Annotated in this window: 22 protein-coding genes; 15 read left to right on the top strand and 7 right to left on the bottom strand. The window is 67.4% G+C overall.

The features are described from left to right. Positions 1-104 precede the first annotated feature (104 nt). The 3 genes from ABIB51_RS15650 to ABIB51_RS15640 form a co-directional block, all read right to left on the bottom strand. The gene (locus tag ABIB51_RS15650) at positions 105-2,135 is read right to left on the bottom strand and encodes an acyl-CoA dehydrogenase family protein (RefSeq protein WP_354189595.1); all 2,031 of its coding nucleotides are present in this window, start codon (positions 2,133-2,135) and stop codon (positions 105-107) included. A 63-nt stretch (positions 2,136-2,198) separates the two neighbouring features. Next, positions 2,199-2,513 (bottom strand): hypothetical protein, encoded by a 315-nt coding sequence (locus ABIB51_RS15645; protein ID WP_354189593.1) that lies wholly within the window; start codon positions 2,511-2,513, stop codon positions 2,199-2,201. Between the two features lie 185 nt (positions 2,514-2,698). After that, positions 2,699-3,235, bottom strand: a complete 537-nt coding sequence (locus tag ABIB51_RS15640; protein WP_354189591.1) for a PepSY domain-containing protein — start codon at positions 3,233-3,235, stop codon at positions 2,699-2,701. Between the two features lie 153 nt (positions 3,236-3,388). Between ABIB51_RS15640 and ABIB51_RS15635 the strand changes: the two genes are divergently transcribed. The 9 genes from ABIB51_RS15635 to ABIB51_RS15595 all read left to right on the top strand — a co-directional run bounded on the left by ABIB51_RS15635 (position 3,389) and on the right by ABIB51_RS15595 (position 15,506). Continuing rightward, on the top strand, positions 3,389-4,837 hold the full coding sequence (locus ABIB51_RS15635; RefSeq protein WP_354189589.1) for a DUF3375 family protein: 1,449 nt from the start codon (positions 3,389-3,391) through the stop codon (positions 4,835-4,837). Positions 4,838-4,839: 2 nt separating this feature from the next. After that, positions 4,840-5,643 (top strand): DUF4194 domain-containing protein, encoded by an 804-nt coding sequence (locus ABIB51_RS15630; protein ID WP_354189587.1) that lies wholly within the window; start codon positions 4,840-4,842, stop codon positions 5,641-5,643. Next, complete coding sequence (locus tag ABIB51_RS15625; RefSeq protein ID WP_354189585.1) at positions 5,640-9,104, top strand: ATP-binding protein; 3,465 nt, start codon at positions 5,640-5,642, stop codon at positions 9,102-9,104. The genes ABIB51_RS15630 and ABIB51_RS15625 overlap by 4 nt, the downstream gene beginning before the upstream one ends. 239 nt (positions 9,105-9,343) lie before the next feature. Next, a complete protein-coding gene (locus ABIB51_RS15620; RefSeq protein ID WP_354189583.1) occupies positions 9,344-10,432 on the top strand; it encodes an iron-siderophore ABC transporter substrate-binding protein in 1,089 nt (362 codons plus the stop codon). 10 nt (positions 10,433-10,442) lie between these two features. Then, positions 10,443-11,516, top strand: a complete 1,074-nt coding sequence (locus ABIB51_RS15615) for a FecCD family ABC transporter permease (protein WP_354189581.1) — start codon at positions 10,443-10,445, stop codon at positions 11,514-11,516. Between the two features lie 71 nt (positions 11,517-11,587). Continuing rightward, positions 11,588-12,619, top strand: a complete 1,032-nt coding sequence (locus ABIB51_RS15610; RefSeq protein ID WP_354189727.1) for a FecCD family ABC transporter permease — start codon at positions 11,588-11,590, stop codon at positions 12,617-12,619. Between the two features lies 1 nt (position 12,620). Further along, positions 12,621-13,463, top strand: coding sequence for an ABC transporter ATP-binding protein (locus ABIB51_RS15605; RefSeq protein ID WP_354189579.1), 843 nt, complete (start codon positions 12,621-12,623; stop codon positions 13,461-13,463). Between the two features lie 65 nt (positions 13,464-13,528). Next, the gene (locus ABIB51_RS15600) at positions 13,529-14,536 is read left to right on the top strand and encodes a siderophore-interacting protein (protein WP_354189726.1); all 1,008 of its coding nucleotides are present in this window, start codon (positions 13,529-13,531) and stop codon (positions 14,534-14,536) included. 148 nt (positions 14,537-14,684) lie between these two features. Beyond that, positions 14,685-15,506 carry an SGNH/GDSL hydrolase family protein gene (locus ABIB51_RS15595; RefSeq protein WP_354189577.1) on the top strand — a complete coding sequence of 274 codons (822 nt, stop codon included), beginning with the start codon at positions 14,685-14,687 and terminating at the stop codon, positions 15,504-15,506. 26 nt (positions 15,507-15,532) lie between these two features. Here the strand turns inward: ABIB51_RS15595 and ABIB51_RS15590 are convergent, their stop codons facing one another. Next, positions 15,533-15,820 carry a YciI family protein gene (locus tag ABIB51_RS15590; protein ID WP_354189575.1) on the bottom strand — a complete coding sequence of 96 codons (288 nt, stop codon included), beginning with the start codon at positions 15,818-15,820 and terminating at the stop codon, positions 15,533-15,535. Between the two features lie 102 nt (positions 15,821-15,922). Between ABIB51_RS15590 and ABIB51_RS15585 the strand changes: the two genes are divergently transcribed. From ABIB51_RS15585 to ABIB51_RS15575, 3 genes are read left to right on the top strand one after another with little or no spacing between them, the layout of a single operon-like run. Continuing rightward, positions 15,923-16,417 carry a MarR family winged helix-turn-helix transcriptional regulator gene (locus tag ABIB51_RS15585; protein ID WP_354189573.1) on the top strand — a complete coding sequence of 165 codons (495 nt, stop codon included), beginning with the start codon at positions 15,923-15,925 and terminating at the stop codon, positions 16,415-16,417. A gap of 52 nt (positions 16,418-16,469) precedes the next feature. Next, positions 16,470-18,296 carry a glutaminase A gene (glsA, locus tag ABIB51_RS15580; protein ID WP_354189571.1) on the top strand — a complete coding sequence of 609 codons (1,827 nt, stop codon included), beginning with the start codon at positions 16,470-16,472 and terminating at the stop codon, positions 18,294-18,296. 42 nt (positions 18,297-18,338) lie between these two features. Further along, complete coding sequence (locus tag ABIB51_RS15575; protein ID WP_354189569.1) at positions 18,339-19,100, top strand: SGNH/GDSL hydrolase family protein; 762 nt, start codon at positions 18,339-18,341, stop codon at positions 19,098-19,100. On the opposite strand, the gene ABIB51_RS15570 is transcribed toward ABIB51_RS15575, so the two are convergent. From ABIB51_RS15570 to ABIB51_RS15560, 3 genes are read right to left on the bottom strand one after another with little or no spacing between them, the layout of a single operon-like run. After that, entirely contained in the window at positions 19,097-19,861 is a 765-nt protein-coding gene (locus ABIB51_RS15570) for an FAD:protein FMN transferase (RefSeq protein ID WP_502916157.1), read from the bottom strand. The genes ABIB51_RS15575 and ABIB51_RS15570 overlap by 4 nt on opposite strands. 55 nt (positions 19,862-19,916) lie before the next feature. Beyond that, positions 19,917-20,438, bottom strand: coding sequence for an FMN-binding protein (locus tag ABIB51_RS15565; RefSeq protein WP_354189565.1), 522 nt, complete (start codon positions 20,436-20,438; stop codon positions 19,917-19,919). After that, a complete protein-coding gene (locus tag ABIB51_RS15560; protein ID WP_354189563.1) occupies positions 20,435-21,844 on the bottom strand; it encodes a ferredoxin reductase family protein in 1,410 nt (469 codons plus the stop codon). The genes ABIB51_RS15565 and ABIB51_RS15560 overlap by 4 nt, the downstream gene beginning before the upstream one ends. 526 nt (positions 21,845-22,370) lie before the next feature. Here ABIB51_RS15560 and rpmB point away from each other — a divergent pair. From rpmB to rpsN, 3 genes are read left to right on the top strand one after another with little or no spacing between them, the layout of a single operon-like run. Next, a complete protein-coding gene (gene rpmB, locus ABIB51_RS15555; RefSeq protein WP_011693744.1) occupies positions 22,371-22,607 on the top strand; it encodes a 50S ribosomal protein L28 in 237 nt (78 codons plus the stop codon). After that, complete coding sequence (gene rpmG, locus ABIB51_RS15550; protein ID WP_164204159.1) at positions 22,607-22,774, top strand: 50S ribosomal protein L33; 168 nt, start codon at positions 22,607-22,609, stop codon at positions 22,772-22,774. The genes rpmB and rpmG overlap by 1 nt, the downstream gene beginning before the upstream one ends. Positions 22,775-22,779: 5 nt before the next feature. Then, a complete protein-coding gene (gene rpsN / locus ABIB51_RS15545) occupies positions 22,780-23,085 on the top strand; it encodes a 30S ribosomal protein S14 (protein WP_026266887.1) in 306 nt (101 codons plus the stop codon). Positions 23,086-23,760: the final 675 nt, after the last annotated feature.

The following is a 23,760-nucleotide window of genomic DNA, read 5'->3' as shown; positions in this document are numbered from 1 at the left end:
GACCGGTGTGCAGGTCTCCGCTAAACCTAACCACGCCTAAAAGCCGGTTAGCAAGGTTGCTTATCATTCAGCGGGTGTGGCAGCCGTGCGTGCGACGCCCGGCCTCAGCGGTATTTCCGGTGCAGGTTCTCCTTCGTCGAGGCGCGCGGGCTGGCGTCGGCAATCCACGGGCCGGTGCCCTCGGACTGGTCCAGGACACCGGCCTCAAGCCAGGTGAACTCGCCGTCGAGGACCTTACGGGCCAGCACGTGGTCGCCGTCGTCCGTGTTCCTCCACAGCTGGTCAAAGTACTCGTCCACGCGCACACGGGCTTGCTCGCAGTAGGCCTCGGCGAGCTCGAAGGCCGACGCGCCCCGTTCCGGTGCGGTACGCAACAGCATCTCCGCACGCGAGCAGCACGCCGCCATGGCGTACAGCTCGGCACCGATGTCCACGATCCGGCCCAGGAACGCCTGCTTGTGTTCGAGCCTGGCCTGCCAGCGGCCCATCCCGTAAAAGGTCTGCCGGGCCAGCCGTCGCGAGGACCGTTCGACGAAGCGCAGCTGCTTCGCGAGCCGGCCGAAATCGCTGTAGGACCGCGGATCCATGCCGGCGCCGGCCACGAGCTTGGGCAGCCATCGCGCGTAGAAACCTGAGGCGCCGACGGCGGCTTTTGCCTTGTCCGACAGGCTGGCGTCCTCCGACGCTAGGTCGCCTGCTGCCGCCAGGTGCGCGTCCACGGCTTCCCGCGCGATCAGCAGCTTCATGATCTCCGAGGACCCCTCGAAGATCCGGTTGATGCGGAGGTCGCGCAGCTGCTGTTCGGCCGGAACGGCGCGCTCGCCGCGCGCCTCCAGCGAGTCCGCCGTCTCGAAGCCGCGGCCGCCGCGGATCTGCACGAGCTCATCGGCGATCCTGCAGCTGATCTCCGTGGACCACAGCTTGGCGAGGGCCGCTTCGATCCGGACGTCCTTCTGCCCGGCGTCCGCCATTTCGGCTGAGAGCTCGAACACGGCGTCCAGGGCGAAGGCGCTGGCCGCGATAAAGGCGATCTTTTTGCCCACGGCCTCATGCTTGCCGACCGGACGGCCCCATTGAGTGCGGGCATTGGACCACTCGCGGGCGATTTTCAGGCTCCACCGTCCGGAAGCGACGCAGAGGGCGGGAATCGAGAGCCGGCCGGTATTCAAAGTGGTGAGCGCGATTTTCAGGCCCTGGCCCTCGCGTCCCAGCCTGTTTGCCGCCGGCACCCTGACCTGATGAAAGCGGGTCACGCCGTTTTCGATGCCGCGCAGACCCATAAAGGCGTTGCGGTTTTCCACCGTGATGCCCGGGGAGTCCATCTCCACCACGAAGGCGCTGATCCCGCCCTTGTGGGCTGTGCCGTCCGCATCGGTGTGGGCCGGGACAAGCGCCATCACGACGACGAGTTCGGCAATCACGCCGTTGGTGGTCCAGAGCTTCACGCCGTCCAGTACGTATGACTCTCCGTCGTCCGAGGGGACGGCGGTGCTGCCCATCCGGGCAGGGTCGCTGCCGACGTCGGGCTCCGTGAGCAGGAACGCGGTGATGGCGCCGGCGGCGCAGCGCGGCAGGTACTCCTGCTTCTGGTCGGGCGTGCCGAACACCCGCACGGGTTCCGGGACGCCGATGGACTGGTGGGCGGAGAGCAGGGCGCCGAGGCTGGGGTGCACCGAACCCAACAGGGCCAGCGCCCGGCCGTAGTAGACAAGCGAGAGACCCAGCCCGCCGTAGTCACGGGGGATCTTCATCCCGAAGACACCCAGCTCCGCGAGGCTCCTGAGGTATTCGTCCGGGATCAGGGCGTCGCGCTCGATGGCCCGTCCGGACATCGTCCGGCAGTAGGCCGTCAGGCGGGCCATGAATGCCTCGCCGCGTTCGACGTCGTCCGCGGGGGCCTCCGGCCACGGGTGGATCAGGCTTAGGTCGAAGCTGCCGAGGTACAGGCCCTTGGCGAAACTTGGCCGGTCCCAGCTGGTCTCGCGGGCGGCCTCGGTGATGGCCCGGGCGTCGGCCGCCGTGGCGTCCGGCCCGATGGCGTCCGAGGCGACGGGAACATCCGAGGGCGGACTGTCCGTGGCGGGAATGCCAGTTGAGGGATTTTCAGTGGCTGGATTTTCGACGGCGGAGCTCATCGGGCATCTCCTCTAACCGGGTGGCCGGCTTGAGCCCTGGATCCGCCGTGGGTGGAGGACCCTTTAGCTGTCACGCAATACTACCCGCGGGTAGGTGCCTGTACTAGGGGCCGGTTGACCCATAAATTCACCGGTGATTTCACCGGGCAACTCCACCGTGGACGCGTGGTGGACCAGCCGGTCCCACCCGTGGTTCAGGCCTTGGACGAGTCCGAGCAGGAGATAGGCCCCGAGGAACCAGGCGAGGCGTCCGACGCCCACCATCACCAGGGAAATGAAGGCTGCCGCCATCATGAAGAGTGTGATCACCAGGGCAAACACGAGAGTTCCAATGAACACCATGGTTGCCGTTTCCACTGCGCTTAGATCGAACTGCATTCTTCCTCCTGCACCGTTGCCTCGGCCGAATCAGTAGGCTGAGCGTAGGGTGCAGGAGGCGCAGGTAACCAGTGTCCTCGGGGTGTGCCGGGATCCTTGATATGGGATCGAAATGCTACCGGGGCGTAGGTCACGGAGCGGTTGCGAAAGCCTCACCGCCCGCGTCTTGGTGCCCGCGCAGACCGTCAGTCGTCGTCGAACTCGGGGGCGTCCTGGCCCACGATCTGGAAATCGGCACCGACCCGTACTTCGACCTCGGAACCGTTATCCAGGCGCACCTCCACCTCGTAGGCGGTGGCGCCTTCAGTCTCGCGCTCCACTTCACTGACCCGGCCCTGGCCGACCCTGGCGAGTGCGGCGCTCGCGGCCCGGTCCCAGTCGGCAGAGTTCAGGGCGGGTGCGTTGTCATCATCGTCGCCGAGCTCGGGACCTTCGACTCCCGCCACCTGGAACGAGCTGTCGAGGTTGACCTCGACCCTACTGCCGTCCGGGAGCCGGACGTCAACCTCGTAGGCTGTGGCGCCCTCGTTTTCCGCTTCCGCCTTGGTCACCGTTCCCCCGCCGGTCTTCGCGAGTGCGGCGTCGCTGGCCCGCTGCAGTTCCGTCCCGCCCAAGGGCTGGTCATCGGTGGCCAGGGTGCCGCTCGCGGCCGCCACCGTCGTGCCGCCCAGAATCACGGCGGCCGCCGCCACCCCGGTGATCACCAGCGCCTTTTTGCGCATGATTCACTCCTCGCATGTCGTGAGAACAGTCTGCTCCTGAACCGCAAAGCAGACAACGATAAATGCAAACCGGGGCCTGAGTTAACCTTGTAGCTGGCAGTTTTTCCGTATCCGCTGCCCACCAAGACCCCCAAGGCAGCTGAAGGAGAATGCGTGTCCCGCTCCGCCGTGTCCGCGGCCGACGCCATCGGCGCCCGCCTCCGCGACCTTGAACTCCTCACCAAGGGTCCCGCCTGGGCACTGACCCGCTCCGCGCCCTGGGTGATCGCCGTGCTGCAGGCCTCTTTCACCCGCACCCGGCCGCAGTTGCCGCTGGAGCAGTTCCACGCCGACGTCGACGCCTTCCTTGAACAGCTCCGCCGCCAGGACCCGGGGCTGGGCGGCAGCGCCAACGGGAAGTCGTTCGGCGACGAGTGGACCCGGAAGAACTTCCTGACCCGGCGCAACCAGTCGGGCCAGATCGTCTACGAGGTCACCGAACCGGCAGCCCGCGTCCTCGCGTTCCTGGACAGCCTTTCAAGCGAACGCTCCACCCTCAACGGGTCGCGGCTCGGGACGCTGCTGGGCGACGTCGAAAAGCTCGCCAATGAGACGAACCCGGACCAGAGCGCACGGCTGGAGTCCCTCGAGGAGGAGATCGGCGAACGCCGGCAGCTCATCGAGGACATCAGCTCGGGGGACTTTGACGGCCTGCTTGACGACGACGAGGCCGTGGAGGCCGCCGGCAACATCCTGGACCTCGCCGCCAGCCTGCCCGCCGATTACAAGAAGATGCGTGACCGGATCGAGGAGCTGGTGGGGGAGCTCCGCAACCAGATCATCGAGGAGTCGCTCAGCAAGGGCGCCACCATGGCGCAGGTGCTGGACGCGGACAAACGGCTCCGGCAGAGTCCCGAGGGCAGGACCTTCCGCTCCTTCACGGCGTTCCTGGAGGATCCGCAGCAGCAGCTCCGGTTCCGCTCGGCGATCGGTGAGGTGCTCAGCCGGCAGTTCGCCGACGACCTCAGCCACGAGGAACGCGAGACCCTGAAGAACCTCGTGGCCGAACTCCGCACGCAGCACAGCCAGATCCAGAGGATTTACGGCAAGCTCAGCGAGAGCCTCAACACGTATGTCCAGAGCGACGATTTCCGCCAGTCGGTCCGGCTCCGGAAGGTGCTCCGGGAGGCCGAGCAGGCCATCCGCTCGCTCCCGTACGAGCGCGAACGTCCCGGCCTGGTACGCGGCCCGGTGCTGTTCAACGCAGGGTTCGAGTCCCTGTCCATGGTCAAGCTCTTTGACCCGGACGAGTTCGCGGCGCCGCCGAAGCTCGCCGATCCCATCGCGTTCAGCGACTCGGACCGGGTGCGCTCGCCGCGGACAGGCAAAGCGAGCCCCGCCGCGATCCGGGCCGCGTTTGCGGGCGCCTCTTCCCTGGCGGCGGCCTGGGCCGAGCTCCCGGCCGGGGAGCGGCATATCAACTCCATCCGCGCCCTGCTGTCCCATGCGCTGCACGAGGGCGCCGGCTTCGACCGCGAGGCCTGGGACACCCTCGACTTCGAACAGATCGACGGCTCCACGCGCACCGCGTACCTGCCTGTGGTCACGCTCAAGAAGGATTGAAGATGACTGAAGACATCACGACGGCGGCCCCCGCTGCGGAGCCTGCCCAGCACGTCCACGCCGACCCCTACACCGTCAGCCCGCGTGACACCTTCGTCGACGGCGCCGCGCTGTTCCCCGGTGACACGGGCGTCCTGCCGATGAAGGTCCGCCAGGCCCTCGTCAAGCTCCTCAAGGGGCCCTATATCGACGGCGGCCGGGACGAGAAACTGTGGACCACGCTGCTGGACAACCAGCTGATCCTGCGCAGCCGCCTCTCCGAACTGTTCCTGACCCTCCAGCTGGACCACGAACGCAAGGTCGCCGTGCTGCGCCCGGTGGATCCCGAGGCCATCGGCGGGAGCACCCGTTCCAGCATCCTGCGCCAGCAGCGCGCCCTGAGCCGGGTGGAAACCATCGTGCTGCTCCGCCTCCGCCTGCTCCTGGACCGTCACGTCACAGCCCAGACGGACCCCACGATCACCCGCGAGGAAATCGCCGAGCTCGTGGCCCACTACCAGCCCTCCGGGCAGCAGGACGCCCTGCGCGATTCCGACGTCGTCAACCGCGCCATCACCAAGCTCCTGGCCCGCCAGCTCCTGCTCACCACCGGCCTGGACGAGGTCTACACGATCTCCAACGCCCTCCCGCTGGCCCTCCCGTTCGAAAACATCGGCGACATCCCGGCCCAAATCGAAGCCCTCATAGCCGCCGCCACCGACCAGTCAGGAACAGAACCCCTGCTGGAGCTCGACGCCGACGCGGCAGCTCCGGCGGAGGATGACACCGAGGGCGACCACACTGAGGAAGCGGGGGAATCCAAGTGAGCATCGCATCCATGCTGCCGATGGGCGAGCTCACCAACCCGGGCCAGATGCGCCTCGCCCTGGTCCAAGTGGTCAACTGGGGCACGTTCCATGGCGCCCACACGATGCACGTGGACCGCAACGGCACCCTGCTCACGGGCAATTCCGGCGTCGGCAAGTCCACGCTGTTCGACGCGATGCTGCGGGTTTTCGACGCCCGGCCGCGCTCCAACGAGGCCGCGGCGCAGCGCGCCGGAGGTGCGGTTGAGGACAAGCGGACCACGTTCACGTACATGCGCGGCAAAGTGGGGGACAAGGCCGTCGGCGAGGGCTCGGCGAGTGCCTTCCAGCGCCCCGGCGCCACCTGGTCCGCCGTCGGGCTGACTTTCGACAACGCCGCGGGCACCCGGGTGACGGTCTCGGCGCTGTTCGACCTGCCCAAGAACGGCACGGAGTCCAGCGTCGGCCGGTATTACGTGATCGACAACAAGCCGCTGGACCTCACAGCCATCGAAGGCATCGCGGAGAAGCGGTTCACCAAGTCCGCCCTCGACGCGATCTTCCCGGACGCCCAGGTCTTCGACGTCCACAAGGCCTTCGCGGAACGCTTCCGACGCCTTCTCGGCATCAACTCGGACCAGGCACTCCCGCTGCTGCGCGTCATCCAGGCCGGCAAGGGCCTCGGCGGCAGCGTCAACACCTTCTTCCGGGACCAGGTCCTGGACGCCCCCGCGACGCTGTCCGCCGCGGACGACGTCGTCGAGGAATTCAGCAACCTGATGTCCATCCGGCAGCGCCTCGAGGACGTCCGGCAGCAGCGCGACCAGCTGGCCCCCGTTCCCGGCCTGAATAAGGAATACGCCCAGTCCCTGCTCGACGCTAACCGGCTGCGGGACCTCTCAGGCGAGGAATTCGAGGCGTATAAGCAGCAGCTGGCCGTCACCGTGCATGAGAAAACGCTCTCCCGGTTCAAGGACCTCGCCCAGGCGAAGGCCAAGGAGCTCGGCGCCGAGCGCGGCGTCCGCGACGGCCTGGCCAAGGGGCTGCGCCAGCTGGAGGCGGACTACAACAACCAGGGCGGCAATGCGATCTCCGCGATCGAGCAGTCGCTCGAAAACGCCCGGGTGGGGCTCAAGCTCCGCCAGCAGGTGGAGGAATCGGCCCGCAAGGCGCTGTCCGACGCCGGCCTGGAACTCGACTGGACAGCGGCCGGCTGGGAGCAGGCGCACGAGCACGCCGCCGCACGTTCCGCCGAGCTGCAGGACGATGCCGAGGCGCTCAAGGAGCTGCGTTTCGAGGCCTTCGACGGCCACGCCACCAGGAAGCGGGAACTGGCCGCGGCCCAGCAGGAGCTGGTCTCCCTCAAGACCCGCAAGTCGCTGCTGCCGCCGTCGAGCATTGAAAACCGGAGCGCCATCGCGGCCGCCACGGGCGTGTCGGAGGAGCAGATGCCCTTCGGCGGCGAGCTGATCGACCTTGCCGAGGGCCAGGAACAATGGCGTCCGGCCGCCGAGCGTGCACTGCGGAGCCTCGCCACTACGCTGCTGGTCCCGGGCGAGCATTTCGCCGCCGTGACCCGGTACCTGAACGATCACTCCGTCCGCGGCGCGCTCCGTGCCGTGGACGTGTCCAGGCCGCTCGCCGGCGGTGCGCTGGCCGTGGAGGATGCGGCCGACGGCGACCTGCTGGGCAAACTGGATATCCTCACCACCGGACCGGCCGGGGAGGCCGGCGAGTGGATCCGCGAGCGGATCGCCCTCGACTTCGCCTACCCCTGCGTCGAGGACCCGGACGAGCTCGCCCGGCTGGACAAGGGCCTGAGCCTGGGCGGGGTGGTCAAACGCAACCGCCACACGGTGGAAAAGGACGACCGCTTCACCGGCCGGCAGGACTATGTCCTCGGCTTCGACAACGCCTCCAAGCTGGAACTTGTGGCGGCGCAGGTCGAGGATCTCCAGCAGGAACTGGCCAAGGCCACCGAACTGGCCCAGAGCCGGGAGGAATCGCACCAGGGCATGACCCGGCAGCTCGAGGCACTGCGCCGCGTCGCCGACGACCACCGGCCGTGGGAGCAGGTTTCGGCCGCCGTGGCCGCGGACGAGCTCGCCCGGATCGAGCAGCGGCTCAAGGACGCCCTGGCCGCGCAGGCGGACCTCGAACCGCTCCGCGCCAACATCGAGGCGGCCCGGCACAAGCACCAGTCCAGCACCGAGGCCGCGGCCGTGCTGCAGAGCGAATACAAAGCCCTCGACACGCAGCTCACGGCCGCCGATGCGCTGCTGGACGCCGCGCGGGCCCGCCTGGCGCAGTCGCCGCCGTCGGACGCCACCGTGACCGCGCTGGAACCGTATTTCGCCGGTTTCGGCGACGTCCTGGAGATGCACGAGCTGGACAACCTGGCCAACCAGGTGCGGACCCGGCTCCTCGCCGAGCTGCACGCCGCCGAGTCCCGCGGCCAGGCCACCTCTGAGCGGCTTACCCGCATCTTCGAAGGATTCGTCCGCGAATGGGGCACGGCGGTCTCCGCGGACCACGGCACCTCGATCGGGGCCGCGGGCGAGTTCGAGGGCCGCTACCACGCCATTGTCAGCGACGGGCTGCCCGCGCAGGAGGCCGAATTCCGGCAGTTCTTCAACCAGCGCACCCACGAGTCCTTCAGCACGCTGCTGCACCTGCTGGACGAGGAACGCCGCTCCATCACCAGCCGCATCCTGCCGCTCAACGGGATCCTGTCCGAGGTCAACTTCCACGAGGGCAGCTTCCTGGAACTCGACATCAAGCAGACCCTGCCCGCCACGGCCAAGCAGTTCAAGGACGCCATCCAGAACGCGCTAAAGGTCCGGCACACGCGGCCGGGCAAAGCAGTTGGCCCCGCCCCCGGGGCGGACGCGGATGACGACGCCGAGCTCACCAACCGCTACAAGTCGCTCGAAACGCTCGTGAAGCGGCTGGGCTCCCAGACACCCGAGGACCGGCGCTGGCGCTCCGAAGTGCTCGACGTCCGTGGCCACCTGTTCATCCAGTGCAAGGAGCACCGCGAGGCCCACGGCTCCGGATCCCGGGGCGGCCGCAAAAAGACCGACGTCTTTATGCATGCGGACACCGGTTCCATGTCCGGCGGCGAGCGGCAGCGCTTCACCGCGTTCATCATGGCCGCGGCCCTGAGCTACCAGCTGGGCATCGCCGAGCAGGGCTTCACCACCTACGGCACCGTGATGATGGACGAGGCGTTCGTGCTCGCCTCGGAGGAGTTTGCCGGTGCCGGCATCAAGGCCCTGCACGAGTTCGGGTTCCAGCTGCTCCTGGCCGCCCCCGAAAACGTGATCGACCTGTCCCGGCACCTTGGCTCCGTCACCGAGATCCTGCGGGACAAGCGCACCAACCGTTCCGGGGTGCTCACGGCTCCCGTGATCGGTCCGCGTCCCGGCTCCGGGGGAACCTGGCGGTCCGAAGCCAACCCCGTGGACATCGTCCTCCGCTGACCTCCGGGCCGCCGGGCACGGAAATATAACAAATCGATGGAATTACTGCGGGAAGTCTGGTGGGGGCGGCACGTCCAGCCCGGCAACGGCGTCCACCGCCACCGTCTTCGACGCCGCGGTACCGCCCGAAAACCGCCCGGATAGCCGGATCGAGACAATTACGTTACGAAACGTTTGCTTAATTCACAGAAGGATAGGCTAGCCTTACTCAGGTTCGCATCATTGACCTAAGGAATCCCATGCCTCTCCCTACCCCAAGCAGCGCTGTGCCCCGACGCCGGTTCCTCCGCGCCACCGGGCAGGCGACTGCTGCCCTGGCCGCCGTCGCGCTCTCCCTGACCGCCTGCTCCACCGGTCCGGCCAGCTCCACGGCGACGGATGCCCCCAGCCAGTCGGCCAGCTCCGCGTTCCCGGTGACCATCAAGCACGTGTTCGGCGAGACGACCATCAAGGAACAGCCCAAGCGGGTCCTCACCGTGTCCTGGGTCAATGACGATGTGGCGCTTGCCCTCGGTGTGGTTCCGGTAGGTGTCCCGAAGAACGAATGGGGCGGCAACGACAAGGGATCCACCCCGTGGAAGGACGCCGCGCTCGAGAAGCTCGGCGCCGGCTTCGGTACCGAGAAGGCCCCGGTCCAGTTCTCCGAGGCTGACGGTGTCAACTTCACCGAAATCGCCAAGCTCAACCCGGACGTCATCCTGGGCGCCTACTCCGGCCTCACGGAGGAGGACTACAAGAAGCTCAGCGAAATCGCCCCCGTGGTAGCCCACCCGGAGATCGCCTACGGAACGCCATGGCAGGATTCCACCACCATCATCGGCAAGGCCCTCGGCAAGACCGCCGAAGCCACCAAGCTGGTCGCAGACACCGAAGCCACCATCCAGGACAAGGTCTCGAAGTACCCGCAGCTGGCCGGCAAGAGCTTCATCTACGGCAACCTGGAGCCCGCCAAGGGCGACGGCGTCAACGTCTACACCGCCAATGACAACCGCCCCCGCTTCCTCAGCGAGATCGGCATGAAGCTGGCCCCCGTCGTCGAAGACAATTCCAAGGGCTCCAAGGAGTTCTTCATCCCGTGGTCCGCGGAGAAGGCCAACGAACTCGCCTCCGACGTCTTCGTGACCTGGGTCCCCGACGCAACGACCGCCGATGCCATCAAGACCGACCCGCTGCTCAGCCAGATCCCGGCCATCAAGAACGGTGCCCTCGTTGCCGACTCGGACAACGCCCTGACACTGTCCATCTCCGCGTCCTCGCCGCTGAGCCTGCCATGGGCACTCGACACGTTCCTGCCACAGCTCGCCAGCGCAGCGGACAAAGTCAAGTAAGCACCGTTCCATGAGCCCACTTACGACGACGGCGGGCAGCACCGCCGCCCGGTCCGCCCCGGACCCAGCCGTGGCTGCATCAGCCCCTGCCCGGGGGCCGCGCCTCCTGTGGCTGCTGGCCGCCGTCGTCGTACTTGCGCTCGTAACCTTGGCATCATTCGCCATCGGAGCCCGGGGCCTGGCCCTGGAAACCGTGTGGCAGGCGCTGACCCAGTTCGATCCGGCCAACGGCGACCACGCCGTAGTCCACGCCCGCATCCCGCGCACCGTCCTGGGCCTGCTCGCCGGCGGCGCCCTCGGGCTCGCGGGCGCCGCGATGCAGGGTGTCACTCGCAACCCCCTGGCGGACCCGGGCATTATCGGCATCAACGCCGGGGCTGCGCTGGCGGTCGTCACCGGAATCTACGTTTTCGGCGTGACCTCGCTGACCGGGTACATCTGGTTCGCGTTCATCGGCGCAGCGGCCGCGGCCGTCGTGGTCTACCTGATCGCGTCGTTCGGCCGGGAAGGCGCGACGCCGGTGAAGCTCGCCCTCGCGGGCGCCGCCTTGAGCGCGGGCCTCTTTTCCCTGATGAACGTCATCCTGGTCTCCAGCCGGGACACCCTCGACCGCTTCAGGTTCTGGCAGGTCGGCGGGATCGCCGGCCGCGACTGGTCAGTGATCCTCCCGGGCCTGCCGTTCCTGCTGCTGGGAGCCGCAATTGTGCTCGTCACGGGCCGGATCCTCAACAACCTTGCCCTCGGTGACGACATCGCCCGCGGCCTGGGCCAACGTGTGGGGCTGTCCCGCGGGATCACCGCCCTCGGGATCGTCCTGCTCTGCGGGTCAGCCACTGCGCTGGCCGGCCCCATCGGGTTCGTGGGCCTCATCATTCCGCACGCCGTCCGCTTCCTCACCGGTCCTGATTACCGCTGGATTCTGCCCTTTTCGCTGGTCCTGGCCCCGGCCCTGCTGCTGGGTGCGGACGTGATCGGCCGCGTCATCCTGCTCCCGGGTGAAGTGCCCGCCGGGATCATGACGGCCCTCGTCGGTGCTCCGGTGTTCGTCTGGCTGGTCCGGCGCAGCAAGGGGGCCGGACTGTGACACTCGCCGAAACCAAAACCCCCGTTGACCTATCACTTCCCGTCGTCAAAACCGCGGCTGAGCGACCAAAACTGATAGCGCAACACTGGCGGACCGCCGCGCTGGCCCTTGCCGTCGTGGCGCTCTTCGCCGCGAGCGTGCTCCTGGGCAGCTACACGGTCACCATCCCCGACTTCTTCAAGATCCTGGCAGCGCACCTCACCGGCGGGGAGAAGATCCCCGGCGCAAGCTTCATCGTGATGGAGCATAAGCTGCCGCGCGCCGTCGTGGGAACGCTGATCGGCGCCGCGTTCGGGCTCTCCGGCGCGCTGTTCCAGACCATGCTCCGCAACCCCCTGGCCAGCCCGGACGTGATCGGCATCAGCTACGGGGCCAGTGCCGCAGCCGTGACGGCGATTGTCGTCTTCGGCGCCACCGGTGCCGTCGTTTCGGGCGCCGCCTTTGCCGGCGCCCTTGGGGTGGCCGCCCTCATCTACGCCATCTCCCGCAGCGGATCCCTCGGGTCCGGCGGGCAGCGGGGCGACGCCGCGGGCAGCCGGCTGATCCTGGCCGGAGTCGGCATCGCCGCCGCCCTCCACGCCGTGGTCAGCTTCCTGATGACGCGGGCGGACATCCGTACCGCCGCCGAAGTCCTGATCTGGCTCAACGGCTCCCTCAATTCCGCAAGCTGGGACCGGGCCGGAACCCTCGGCATCGCAATGCTTGTGCTGCTTCCAGCCGTCGCCCTCCTCGCCGGCCCGCTGCGCATCCTCGAACTGGGCGACGACACCGCCGCAGGCCTCGGTATTCGGGTCCGTGCGGCCCGGCTGGGCATCGTGATCACCGCCGTCGGGCTTGCTGCCGCGGCGACGGCGGCCGCCGGACCCGTGGCGTTCGTCGCGTTCCTCGCCGGGCCGATTGCGCGCCGGTTCGTCCGCAAGGCGAGCCTGCCGGCGTCGGCCCTGACCGGGGTACTTATTGTCCTCGCCGCGGACTACTTCGCCGCGAACATCGCCCCGCTGCTGCTGGACGGAACCGCCCTGCCCGTCGGCGTCGTCACGGGTGCGCTCGGCGCGCCCTTCCTGCTGTGGCTCCTCGTCACGTCCAACCGAAAGGATGCCTGAGATGACCGCTCTGAACGCCTCAGCCCTGACGCTCAAGTACGATCAGCGCACCGTCATCGAGGGGCTGTCCGCCGAAATCCCGGAGGGCAAGGTGACCATGATTGTCGGCGCCAACGCCTGTGGAAAGTCCACGCTCCTCCGCGGCCTGTCCAGGCTGCTCAAACCCGCTTCCGGCATGGTCACCCTGGACGGGAAGGACATCCACCGCCGCCCCGCCCGGGAGGTCGCCCGGATCCTCGGCCTGCTTCCGCAGCATCCCACCGCGCCGGACGGTATCACCGTCCGGGATCTGGTGAGCCGCGGCCGCTACCCGCACCAGAGTTTCTTCCGGTCCGGGTCGACGGGCGGCTCGGCAGACGACGAGCGGGCAGTGCAGGACGCTCTCACGGCCACGGAGACGCTTGATCTCGCCGCGCGGAACGTCGATGAGCTGTCCGGCGGGCAACGGCAGCGCGTGTGGATCGCGATGGCCCTGGCACAGGAGACCGAAGTGCTGCTGCTGGATGAGCCCACCACATACCTTGACCTCGCCCACCAGGTGGAAGTGCTGGACCTGATTACCGACCTCAACCGCCGGCGCGGCACCACGGTGGCGATCGTGCTGCATGACCTCAACCTCGCCGCCCGCTATGCGGACCACGTCATCGCCATGAAGGCGGGACGGATCGTGGCCGAGGGCACCTCCCTCGAGGTGGTCACCGAGGGACTGGTCCGCGACGTTTTCGGGCTCGAATCCCGCGTCGTCCCGGATCCGGTTTCCGGAACCCCGCTCATCATCCCGCTCGGCCGCCACCACGCCGAGTCCCCGAACGCCGTCCCCACAACTCTGGAGCTGATCCCATGAGCGCAGTCAACAAAAACCCGGCCCGCGGGGCCGCGTCCGTGAAATCCGCGCCGGCCACCGAGCCGATGACGCTGGCGTTCGATGTCCAGGTCACGGCAGTCCAGGAGCTCAGCCCCAACTTCCGCCGGATCACGTTCGGCGGCTACTCGCTGCGCGGATTCGGTGTCCACGGCAGCACCATGGATCTGCGGATCAAGCTGATGATTCCTTCTTTGGCCGCGGACGGTACGCAGGTGCCGCTGCCGGAGTTCCGGATGGCGGAGTCCGGCTGGTACCGGGAATGGCTCGCCATGGACCCGGCCACCCGGGGATCCATGCGCACCTACACCGTGCGGCAGGAACGGCTCGACGCCGTCTACCCGGAAATCGACGTCGACTTCGTGCTGCACTTCGACGATTCCGGGAACGGCGGCCCCGCCGCGAACTGGGCGCTGACGGCCAAGCCGGGGGACGCCCTCACCCTCATCGGACCCAACAACCGGGCCGCCCACTGCATCACCGCGGAAACCTATTCCGGCATCGAGTGGCGGCCGGGCCTGGCCCAGCGTGTGCTGCTCGCCGGGGACGAAACCGCTGTTCCGGCGATCAGCGCCATCCTCGAAAGCCTCCCGGCCTACATGAGCGGGCACGCCATCCTTGAGGTCCCGGAGGCCGGTGACTTCCAGGACCTCAGCTCTGCCGCCGACATCACGGTCACCTGGCTGGCGCGCGGTGCGGCAATCGGCCGTTCGCGGCCGCACGGCGAACTCCTGGACGAAGCGGTCCGCGCCGCTGTGCCCGTGCCCGGCTGGGTGGGCATCAAGACCACCGGCAACGCTGCCGGACCGGAGCCTGAGGACGTCAACGTGGATCAGGACATCCTGTGGGAAACGCCGGCCCGGATGGATACCGCCGCACTCGGAGCCAGCAGGAATCCGGACAAACCGGCCGGCGTGATGCCCTTCTACGCCTGGATTGCCGGCGAAGCCGGGGCCATCAAGGAGCTGCGCCGGTACTTGGTGCGGGACGTGGGCATCGACCGGAAGCAGGTTGCGTTCATGGGGTATTGGCGGCAGGGGAAAGCCGAGCTCTGACGCGGTCGCGGGACCCAGGCCCTTTCGGGCTTCCGCTCTGGTCGGCGATGCGCTCCTTCGCAAACCACCGGCAGTGGCCGGTGATCAGCTCACCTGACGTGCCCCGCTAGTTAACCCCGACGTCGTCCGGCGGGGCTAGCGTGGCGCCATGACCGAGAACTTTCTATCCCGCGGCGCCGGCGGGCGGCGGGTTTATGTTGCCCTGGGGGACTCCTTTACCGAGGGGGTGGGGGACTACAACCCCCGGCTGCCCAATGGGGTGCGCGGCTGGGCGGACCGGGTGGCGGAGAAGCTGGCCAAGGCGGAACCGGGATGGGAGTACGCCAACCTTGCGATCCGCAGCAAACGATTGCGCCACGTCATCGCCGAGCAGCTGCAGCCGGCGCTGGCCATGGAACCGACGCTCGTCACCCTGTACGCGGGCGGAAACGACATCCTCGACTTCGGGACCGACATCGACGCCCTCATGAAGGACTACGAAACGCTTGTCGCCACGCTGGCCGCGAGCGGGGCCACCGTGGTGGTGTTCACGGGCTTCGACGTCAAGGTCTCGCCCCTTCTGGAACCTCTGAAGAAGCGCAACGCCGTTTACAACCAGCGCGTGCGGGACATGGCGGCCCGCTACGAAGCCGTGCTGGTGGACTACTGGTGCTTTGACGCGTTCCATGACCCGCGGATGTGGGACACGGACCGGCTGCATATGTCCAAGGCCGGCCACCGGTATCTCGCCGGGCAAGTCCTCGACCAGCTCGGCGTGCCCCACAAAATCACCCCCAAGGAATGGGATCCCCCCGTCCGGCAGGGGCTCCTGGACTGGGAACGGCGGCAGCGGCGCTGGGTGCTCGACTGGGTGCTTCCGCTGTTCGGGCGCAAACTCCGCGGCGTCACCCTCGGTGACCAGCTGACTCCGCGCTGGCCGGATCCAGTCCGGGTCCCGCGGAAGGGACTAAAGAAACTTGTCCGCGGCTGAAGCGCCCGGAAGGGGCCGCGGTAACTCTAACTGTCCAGCAGGTTCTCGTACCCCGGAGCCACCCGGTTGGCATGGAACTCCATGACCTCGAAGTCGGCCACCCCGTTGACGTAGAACGGGTCCCGGGCCAGCGATGTATCCAGGTCGGCGCGGTCGGCGTTGGAGAGCAGCAGCCCGCCGGTGCGGGGAATCTTGCGTCCCGCAACCATAAAGACGCCCTCGTCGAAGGCGTCCTGCAGCCATTTCACGTGGGCCGGCAGATGGAAGTCAACGATCTCTTCGGGGACCTTATAGGTCAGGGAGACTACGTACATACGGTCAGCCTACCGCCTGCCAAAAGCCCCCACCCGGGCGGGGCCACGGACGCCGATCCGTGAAGTTGAAATGTCAAGCTTCAGGTCTCCTAGAATGGAGCCATGACCGAACCGCGCTGGCTGAACGCCGACGAACGCAGGGCCTGGCTGGCCCAGCTCAGCATCAACACGCTGCTTCCCGCCGCCCTGGACACGCAGCTGCACCACTCCGGGAAGCTCTCCCTCTTCGACTACAACGTGCTGGCGATGCTGTCCGAGACCGAGGGCCGGTTCCTGCCCATGAGCGAACTCGCCGCGCGCACCAGCGCCTCCCTTTCGCGGCTTTCGCATGTGGTCACCAAGCTGCAGAACCGTGGCTGGGTGGAGCGCCGCCCGCACCCCGGGGACGCCAGGGTCACGACGGCGCACCTCACCGACACCGGAATGGCCACGATCGAACAGCTCGCCCCGGCCCACGTCGAGGCCGTCCGTTCGCTCTTCCTCGACGCCCTCAGCGAGGAAGACGTCGCCGACCTCGCCCGGATCGGCGAAAAAATCGTGGCCCGCCTCGATGACGACCACTGGATCCTGCGAGAGAGCGACCAGGACGGGCAGTAAGCCAGAAGGTCAGCCGTCGGCCGGCCGCACGGCGTCGCCTAGTGTTGGTCCTATGGAATCGCCGATCCAGAGCTACCTGCGCCAGATCCACGCCGAGATAGCCCAGCTCAGGGACGGCAAGCCGTACAGCACCATTCCGGCGATGGCGAATGTCGATCCGGACAACTTCGGCATCGCCCTCGCCACCGTGGACGGGAAGGTGTACGAGATAGGGGACACCCGCGAGGAGTTCACCATCCAGTCGATCTCCAAGCCCTTCACCTACGGTCTGGCCCTCGAGGACCTGGGCAATGAGGCAGTCGACGCCAAGGTCGACGTTGAGCCGTCAGGGGATTCCTTCAACGAGATCTCGCTGGCCGAGGGGACCGGGCGTCCGGCGAATGCCATGATCAACGCCGGCGCCCTGACCGCCACCTCCCTGATCAAGGGCTCCGGCGGCCAGTCCGGCTTCAAGCGGATCCTCAGCACGTACTCTGCCTTCGCCGGCCGGCAGCTCTCGGTGAGCGAGAGGGTGTACGAATCCGAACTCAAGCACGGCCACCGCAACACGGCCCTGGCCCATCTGCTGCGCTCCTTCAACATCATCGAGGACGACCCCACACCGGTCCTCGAGGACTATTTCCGCCAGTGCTCGGTGCTGGTGAACTGCGTGGACCTCGCGATCATGGCCGCTACGCTCGCCAACGCCGGCCGGAATCCGCTCAACGGCAAGCGGGTCCTGGAGATCGGCCCGGTGGAGCGTGTGCTGTCGGTGATGATGACCTCGGGCATGTACGACGACGCCGGTGCCTGGATCAGCAGCGTCGGAATGCCCGGCAAGAGCGGGGTGGCCGGCGGGATCATCGCTGTCCTGCCCGGGCAGGTCGGGCTGGCGGTCTACTCGCCGCCGCTGGATGAACACGGCAGCAGCGTGCGCGGGCTTGCGACGGCGCAGCGGCTGTCCCGGGACATGGAACTGCATTTTGTCCGGGCCGCCCGGACCGGCCGCTCCGCCATCCGCGCCGCCTACGACGTCACCGAGACGCCGTCGGGGATCCGCCGCAACGACGAAGCCGCCGATGTCCTCCGGGAACACGGCCGCCGGGCCCGCGTGATCGAGCTCAACGGCGACCTGCTCTTCGCCGGGACCGAATCCATGGTGCGCGAGCTCAGCGACCTCGAGGACGACGTCGAACTGGCCGTCCTGGACCTGCGCCGAACGGACCTGGTGAGCGAAGTCGCCCTGAGGATGCTGGCCCTGGCCCGGCAGGGGATGGCCGATGCAGGCCGCGAACTCGTGCTGGTCGAAACAGACGGCTCGGTGGCGGCAGCGCTCGAGGAGACCTCGGGAGCGGACGGGCCCGGGGTTCCGTCGTTCGCCACCCGGAGCGCCGCCGTCGAATACTGCGAAAACAGCCTGCTGGTGCGCTACGGGACCCGGCTGCTGCTGCCGGACCACGTCCCCGTGACTGCCTCGCCGGCCCTCGCGCCGCTGGACGCGGCGGACGCCGAGGCCCTGGCGGCGCTCATGACGGCAAAGCAATACGGCGACGGCGACGTCATCCGCCGCGTCGGGCTGCGGTTCGGCGGGGTCTACTTCATCACCTCCGGCAAGGTCAGCAGCACCTCCCCGGGGCCCACCGCCGAACGGGTCAAACTCAACACCCTCAGCGCGGGGATGACCTTCGGGGAGCTCGCGCTCGGCAGCGGCAGCCGGCAGGAGACCACCGTCAGGGCGGTCGGACCGGTGGGGGTCATGGTGCTCAGCGCCGAGGCCATCACAGAACTGGAAGGCAGCAACCCGCGGCTGGCCATCGCCTTGTGGAAGGCGCTCACCCGGGACGCGTACACCCGCGTGGAGCAGTACCTGCGCGAATCGGCGGTGCGGATCCGGGAGTAGCGGCTTTTGTTTGCTTGGGGCAACTGCTGTCAGACTGGATCCATGGATTTCACGTCCCGCTATGTAGCCCTTGGAGACTCCTTCACGGAAGGCGTCGGTGACGACGACCCCACCCGTCCCAACGGCGTCCGGGGCTGGGCAGACCGCGTGGCTGAGCAGCTCGGCGCCGCCGATCCGGGCTTCGGGTACGCGAACCTTGCCATCCGCGGCCGGAAACTGCGGCAGATCATGGCCGAACAGGTCGACGCCACCGTCGCGCTCAAACCCACAATCGTGAGCATCTACGCCGGCGCCAACGACATCCTCCGGCCCAAGGTCGACATCGACGACCTGCTGGCGGACTATGACGCCGGCATCCGCAAGCTCAAGGCCACCGGCGCCACGGTTGTCATGTTCACCGGCTTCGACTCCCGCGGCTCGAAGATCTTCGGCACGACGCGCGGCCGCACCGCCATTTACAACGAACTGGTCCGCGGAATCGCCGGCGACCACGGCGCCCTGCTGGTGGATTACTGGCGCTTCAGCGAGTACTACGACTGGGGCATGTGGGCCACGGACCGGATGCACATGTCTCCGGCCGGCCACGCGAACATGGCCAAACGCGTCCTCACCGTCCTCGAGCACGAACACTCGATCGACGTCCCGCCCATGACGCCCGTGCCGGAACTGAACCGGGCCGAGACGGTCCGGGCCAACGCCCGCTGGGTCCGCGAATTCGCCGCGCCGTGGGTGGTCCGCCGGCTCACCGGCAAGTCCTCCGGCGACAACCTGGCGCCGCGCTACGCCACACCCGCCCACCTCTAGGACCGGAACCCCGGCGTCGCGAGCAGCCCGCCGTCGCCCAGCACGGCCAGGACTTCCACGTCCCACTCGTCCGCCGCCCGGTCCAGCATCGTGTGCCCGCCGGCCACGATCGCCGTCGCCAGCACGTCCGCGGTGACAATGTCCGTGGCCGCCACGGACACCTGGAGGAACGCCGACCGGCCCGCTCCGGCGGTCCAGATATGCTCCCCGCGCTCTGCCGAGCCGGACGTCGCCAGTACGGAGAAACGGCTGCAACCGCCCAGCGGAAACGCCGACACGAGCGCCGTCCGGTCCGTCGGGTCGACAATCCCGGACTGCCACGATACCCGGGACCCCGGCACGGGGGAGCCGCCCACCAGGACGTCGCCGCCGGCGTTCAGGCACCAGTCCCGAAACCCCGATGCCCGGAGTGTGTCGCCGGCCTGCTGGATTGCATGGCCCTTGATGATCCCGGAAAGGTCCAGCACCCCGTCCGGCCGTTCCGGAGTGAAGGCGCCCGCCGTCAGCAGCCGCCAGCCGGCGGCCTCCGCGTTCCGGTCCCGCATCTCCTGCGATGCTTCCCGCAGGGTGATTTCGCCGCGGGCCAGCCTGCTGGCCTCTGACGCCGGGCGGTAGAGGCTGAATGTTCCGTCCAGCCCGGCGAACACCCGTTCGACGGCGCCGGCGGCCGCCTCGATCGGGTGTTCTGTGACGTTCGTCCGGGGCAAAGTTCCAGCGGCGGCGGCTGCGGACGGCATCGCCAGGCTGATGACCGTGCCCATGCAGCCGAAGGTCCGGGCCGTCAGGGCGGGGTGTTCCACACCCGGGGTCTGCTGCTCAGAGGTTGGCTGCATCGAGGGCCGCCTGAAGCGAATCCAGATAGGCAACGCTGGTCACCGTGGCACCACTGATGGTCTGCACGCTCGCGGACTGGGCCTTGAGGACCTCGGCCCGCAGCAGGGGTGCCGCCCGGTTGCTGATCTGCACCGATTTTCTTTCCGCATCGGTCAGCTGGAGCGCTGTTACCTCGGTGATGGTGCCCGACTGCACCGTGATCTGCACCTGGACGGCGCCGAAGCGGGTCTGGACGACGGCGCCGTCGTACGTTCCGGCCGTTCCGGCCGCTTTGGCCGCAGCGCCGGAGCTGCCGGCGGCGCCGGACGGGCCCGAGGCGCCTGAGGAACCCGTCGTGCCGCCCGAAGCGCTCGTCCCGGCGGAACCGGATGTGGCCCCGCCGCTGCCGGCCGAGCTTCCCGTGGCGGTGCTGGCCGTTTCGGCGATTTGTCCGCCGGACTGCCAGCCCACCAGAAGAATTCCGGCGGACGCGAGTGCTGCTGAAACCGCTGCGCGAATTCTCACCAGTCAAACCTTTCGTAGTGGAGTTGGTCCTCCCCGGCACCGGCTGCGCGGGCGTCGTGGATGACGCTGCGGGCCCAGGCCGCCGGCCCGCAGATGTAAATGTCGGAATCGCCAAGATCCGGCGCGTAGTCGGCCAGCCCGTGCCCCGCACGGGCGGCGGTCTCCGGGAGCCAGCTTCGTCCGCCGGCGGGCGGCGGCCCGGTCAGGTGGAACAAGGTGGCGCCGCGTTGCCTGCAGAGGTCCAGGATTTCCTTGCCCAGGTACAGCTCGGTCTCACTGTGGCCGCGGAGCAGGACCGTTGCGTTGCCGGGCGTGAACGGGGTGCGCTCGAGCAGGGCGCGGAGCGGCGTGATCCCGATTCCGGCACCGATCATCACCACCCGGCTGCGGCTGCGCGCTGCTGTGCTGAACAGGCCGTACGGGCCTTCCACAGCCACCTTGGTGCCCGGTTTCACGGCCGCCAGCTGCCTCGAGCCACGGCCCAGATTGCGGACGGTGATCCGCAGGACCCCGGTTCCCGCGGCGTCGAACTGTATGGGTTCTGCGGAGAGGCTGAAGGGATGCGGGTGCCACCACAGGCCGGGGGCGAGGAACCGCCAGATGAAGAACCGGCCGCCGCTTCCCGCCAGGTCATGGAGGTGGCGTCCCCTCATCTCAATACTGACGACGCCGGGGGCGACCTGGACCACGCGGCTCACCGTCAGCTGGTGCCGGAACGTGGCCACGAGAGGCTCCAGCACCCGGTAGTGCAGGAGTGCTGCGCCGGTGGCAATGCAGATGGCGAGCCAGTACCAGCGCTGCCAGGTGCCTTCGGCGAAGAGTCCGCCAACACTGAACTGGTGCGGGATCGCAGTCAGGACGGCGGCATAGTTCAGCAGATGGACGGCGTACCAGAATTCGTAGGGGAACCGGCGTCGGACCGCCACGAGGGAAGTGACCACGACGGCGACGAACAGGGCGATCGACACGAATGCCAGCCACATGTCGGGTACCAGCACCCACAAGGCGACGGCCTCGCTGACGGGGTCCAGGCCCTCGGCCATTCCGTAGCCTGCCGCGATCAGGATTCCGTGGGCGAGCAGGAGGTACAGCGCCGGCTTCCCGAGTTTGCGGTGGAACTCGAGGGCGCGGTCGTGGCCGACGGTGGTGTCGATGACCGGGATCCGGGCCGTCAGGAGGAGCATCAGCAAGACGAGGTCCATGCCGGTGAGTCCGGCGACGATGCCCACCGCAGTGAAGGACCCGGCAACCGTTGAGAACCCGGAAGCGCCGCCGTCGGCGAGCCACAGCGCCACGGCCCCGGCGACGGAGGCCCAGGCCAGCACGGTCAGCAGATCCGACCGGAGCAGCCTCCGGCGGGACTGTGCCCGGAACGGGTCGGCTGAGCCGGTTGCACGGTTCGTCAAGCCGGGGAGCCTGGGGCGGCAATAGTCGACTGGGGTGGCGGATTCATGACTCCATCGTCCGCTTTGGGCCTTTCAATTAGCTGTGAAACCGCTAAGGCGCTGATGTGACTGACGGGGGTTTGCGGGGCGGGCCCTTATACACCCCGCAACGCTGGATTGGCCTTTAATTCGCCTAGCTCGTAGACTTGGTAGGCGCTAGGTGGCGCGGAGCGTGTGCAATTGCTCCGGTTGGCGGGATTTGTCAGCAATATCGACAGTCCCGATGGCCGGTAGTTAGGGGCTCAAGTTGCGTGCACTCCTGTATTCGCCCAGTATCCCGGCACTTCGCAGCGGCTTTCCGAAAGGTTTCCGCAGCCCGTGACCGTGGCCCACAATCTTCGCCGCAGTGAGGAAACAGCCGGTTCATCCCGTCTGCCTGAACCCTGCGGGCTACCGATCACGGTGGGGGCTGGATGCGGACGCTGCCTGTTGCACGGTGAGGTGGGAACTCCGCCAACCGTTTCGTTTATTTTTGAGGAGAGTCGTCATGGCAGCACACTGCCAGGTGACCGGAGCCGAGCCGGGCTTTGGACACAGCATTTCGCACTCGCACCGCCGCAACAAGCGCCGGTTCGACCCGAACATCCAGAAGAAGCGCTACTGGGTTCCGTCCCTGCGCCGTAACGTCACGCTGCAGGTCTCTGCGCGTGGCATCAAGACCATCGACGTGCGTGGCATCGACGTAGTCGTAGCCGCCATCCTGGCACGAGGAGTGAAGCTCTAGTGGCAAAGGACAAGGACGTACGTCCGATCATCAAGCTCAAGTCGACCGCGGGCACGGGTTACACCTACGTGACGCGCAAGAACCGTCGTAACAACCCGGACCGTATGGTTCTGAAGAAGTACGACCCCAAAATCCGCCAGCACGTCGAATTCCGAGAGGAGCGCTAAACACTATGGCTAAGAAGTCAATGATCGCTAAGAACGAACAGCGTAAAGTCATCGTCGAGCGTTATGCTGCAAAGCGCCTCGAACTGAAGAAGGCTCTGGTTGATCCCAACTCAACCGACGAAGTACGCGAAGCTGCTCGCCTCGGCCTGCAGAAGCTGCCCCGCAACGCCTCACCGGTACGTCTGCGTAACCGCGACATCATCGATGGCCGTCCCCGCGGTACCTTCCAGAAGTTCGGCATCTCCCGTGTTCGCTTCCGCGACATGGCTCACCGCGGTGAGCTCCCGGGCATCACGAAGTCTTCCTGGTAATTCAGCACTCCTGAAGCCAGTGGCTTGAGAAGGGCCGGCAACCGTTTGGTTGCCGGCCCTTCTTGCGTTTAATCCGACGTCGCTGTGGCGACGGCTCACGGCGGACGGTTTGTTGCCGGACGGTTGCTGCCGGTGATCCGGCGGCGAGCCGGGGGACTTTGGCGGCCAGCCAGCAGGGTCTGATCGGCAGGTCTGGCCGGTGGCCGAGGACCCTGCGGATCGGAGTTGCGGTGGGGGGTGTGTGGGTGTATTGTTTTCTAAGTCGCCGCGAGGGAGACCAGCGGAAATGCTGGGAACCGGAGGCGGCCAATCCCCTAAATTTTCAAGGCCAGGATCTGGTTGGCGTTTTGTGCGCTGCGGGTTCGGGTGGGGTTGGTTTGGTTGCTGGTGTGGTCCTGGAAGCGGGATTTGCATCGGGGGCTGGAACCGGGTAAGTTTGAAAAGTTGCTCCGGAGCGATCCACGGCTGAGTTGTTGTGGTGGTGCCGGGTGTGTCTGTTGTTTGAGAACTCAATAGTGTGCCAAGTTTGTTGATACCAATTTATTTATATGGATTGGTTGAATTGACTGGATTATGCCACCCCGTGGTGTGGTCTGGTTTTTACAGCTGGTTTCAAATTTTGTGCGGCCTGCACGTCCCGTTTTCCCGGGGGTGTTGGTTGTGTCTGTTTTTGTT

The sequence above is a fragment of the Arthrobacter sp. UYCu712 genome, assembly GCF_040547005.1.
GTDB lineage: Bacteria > Actinomycetota > Actinomycetes > Actinomycetales > Micrococcaceae > Arthrobacter.
Note: the sequence above shows the minus strand (reverse complement) of the source record. Positions and strands in the feature narration are given on the sequence as shown.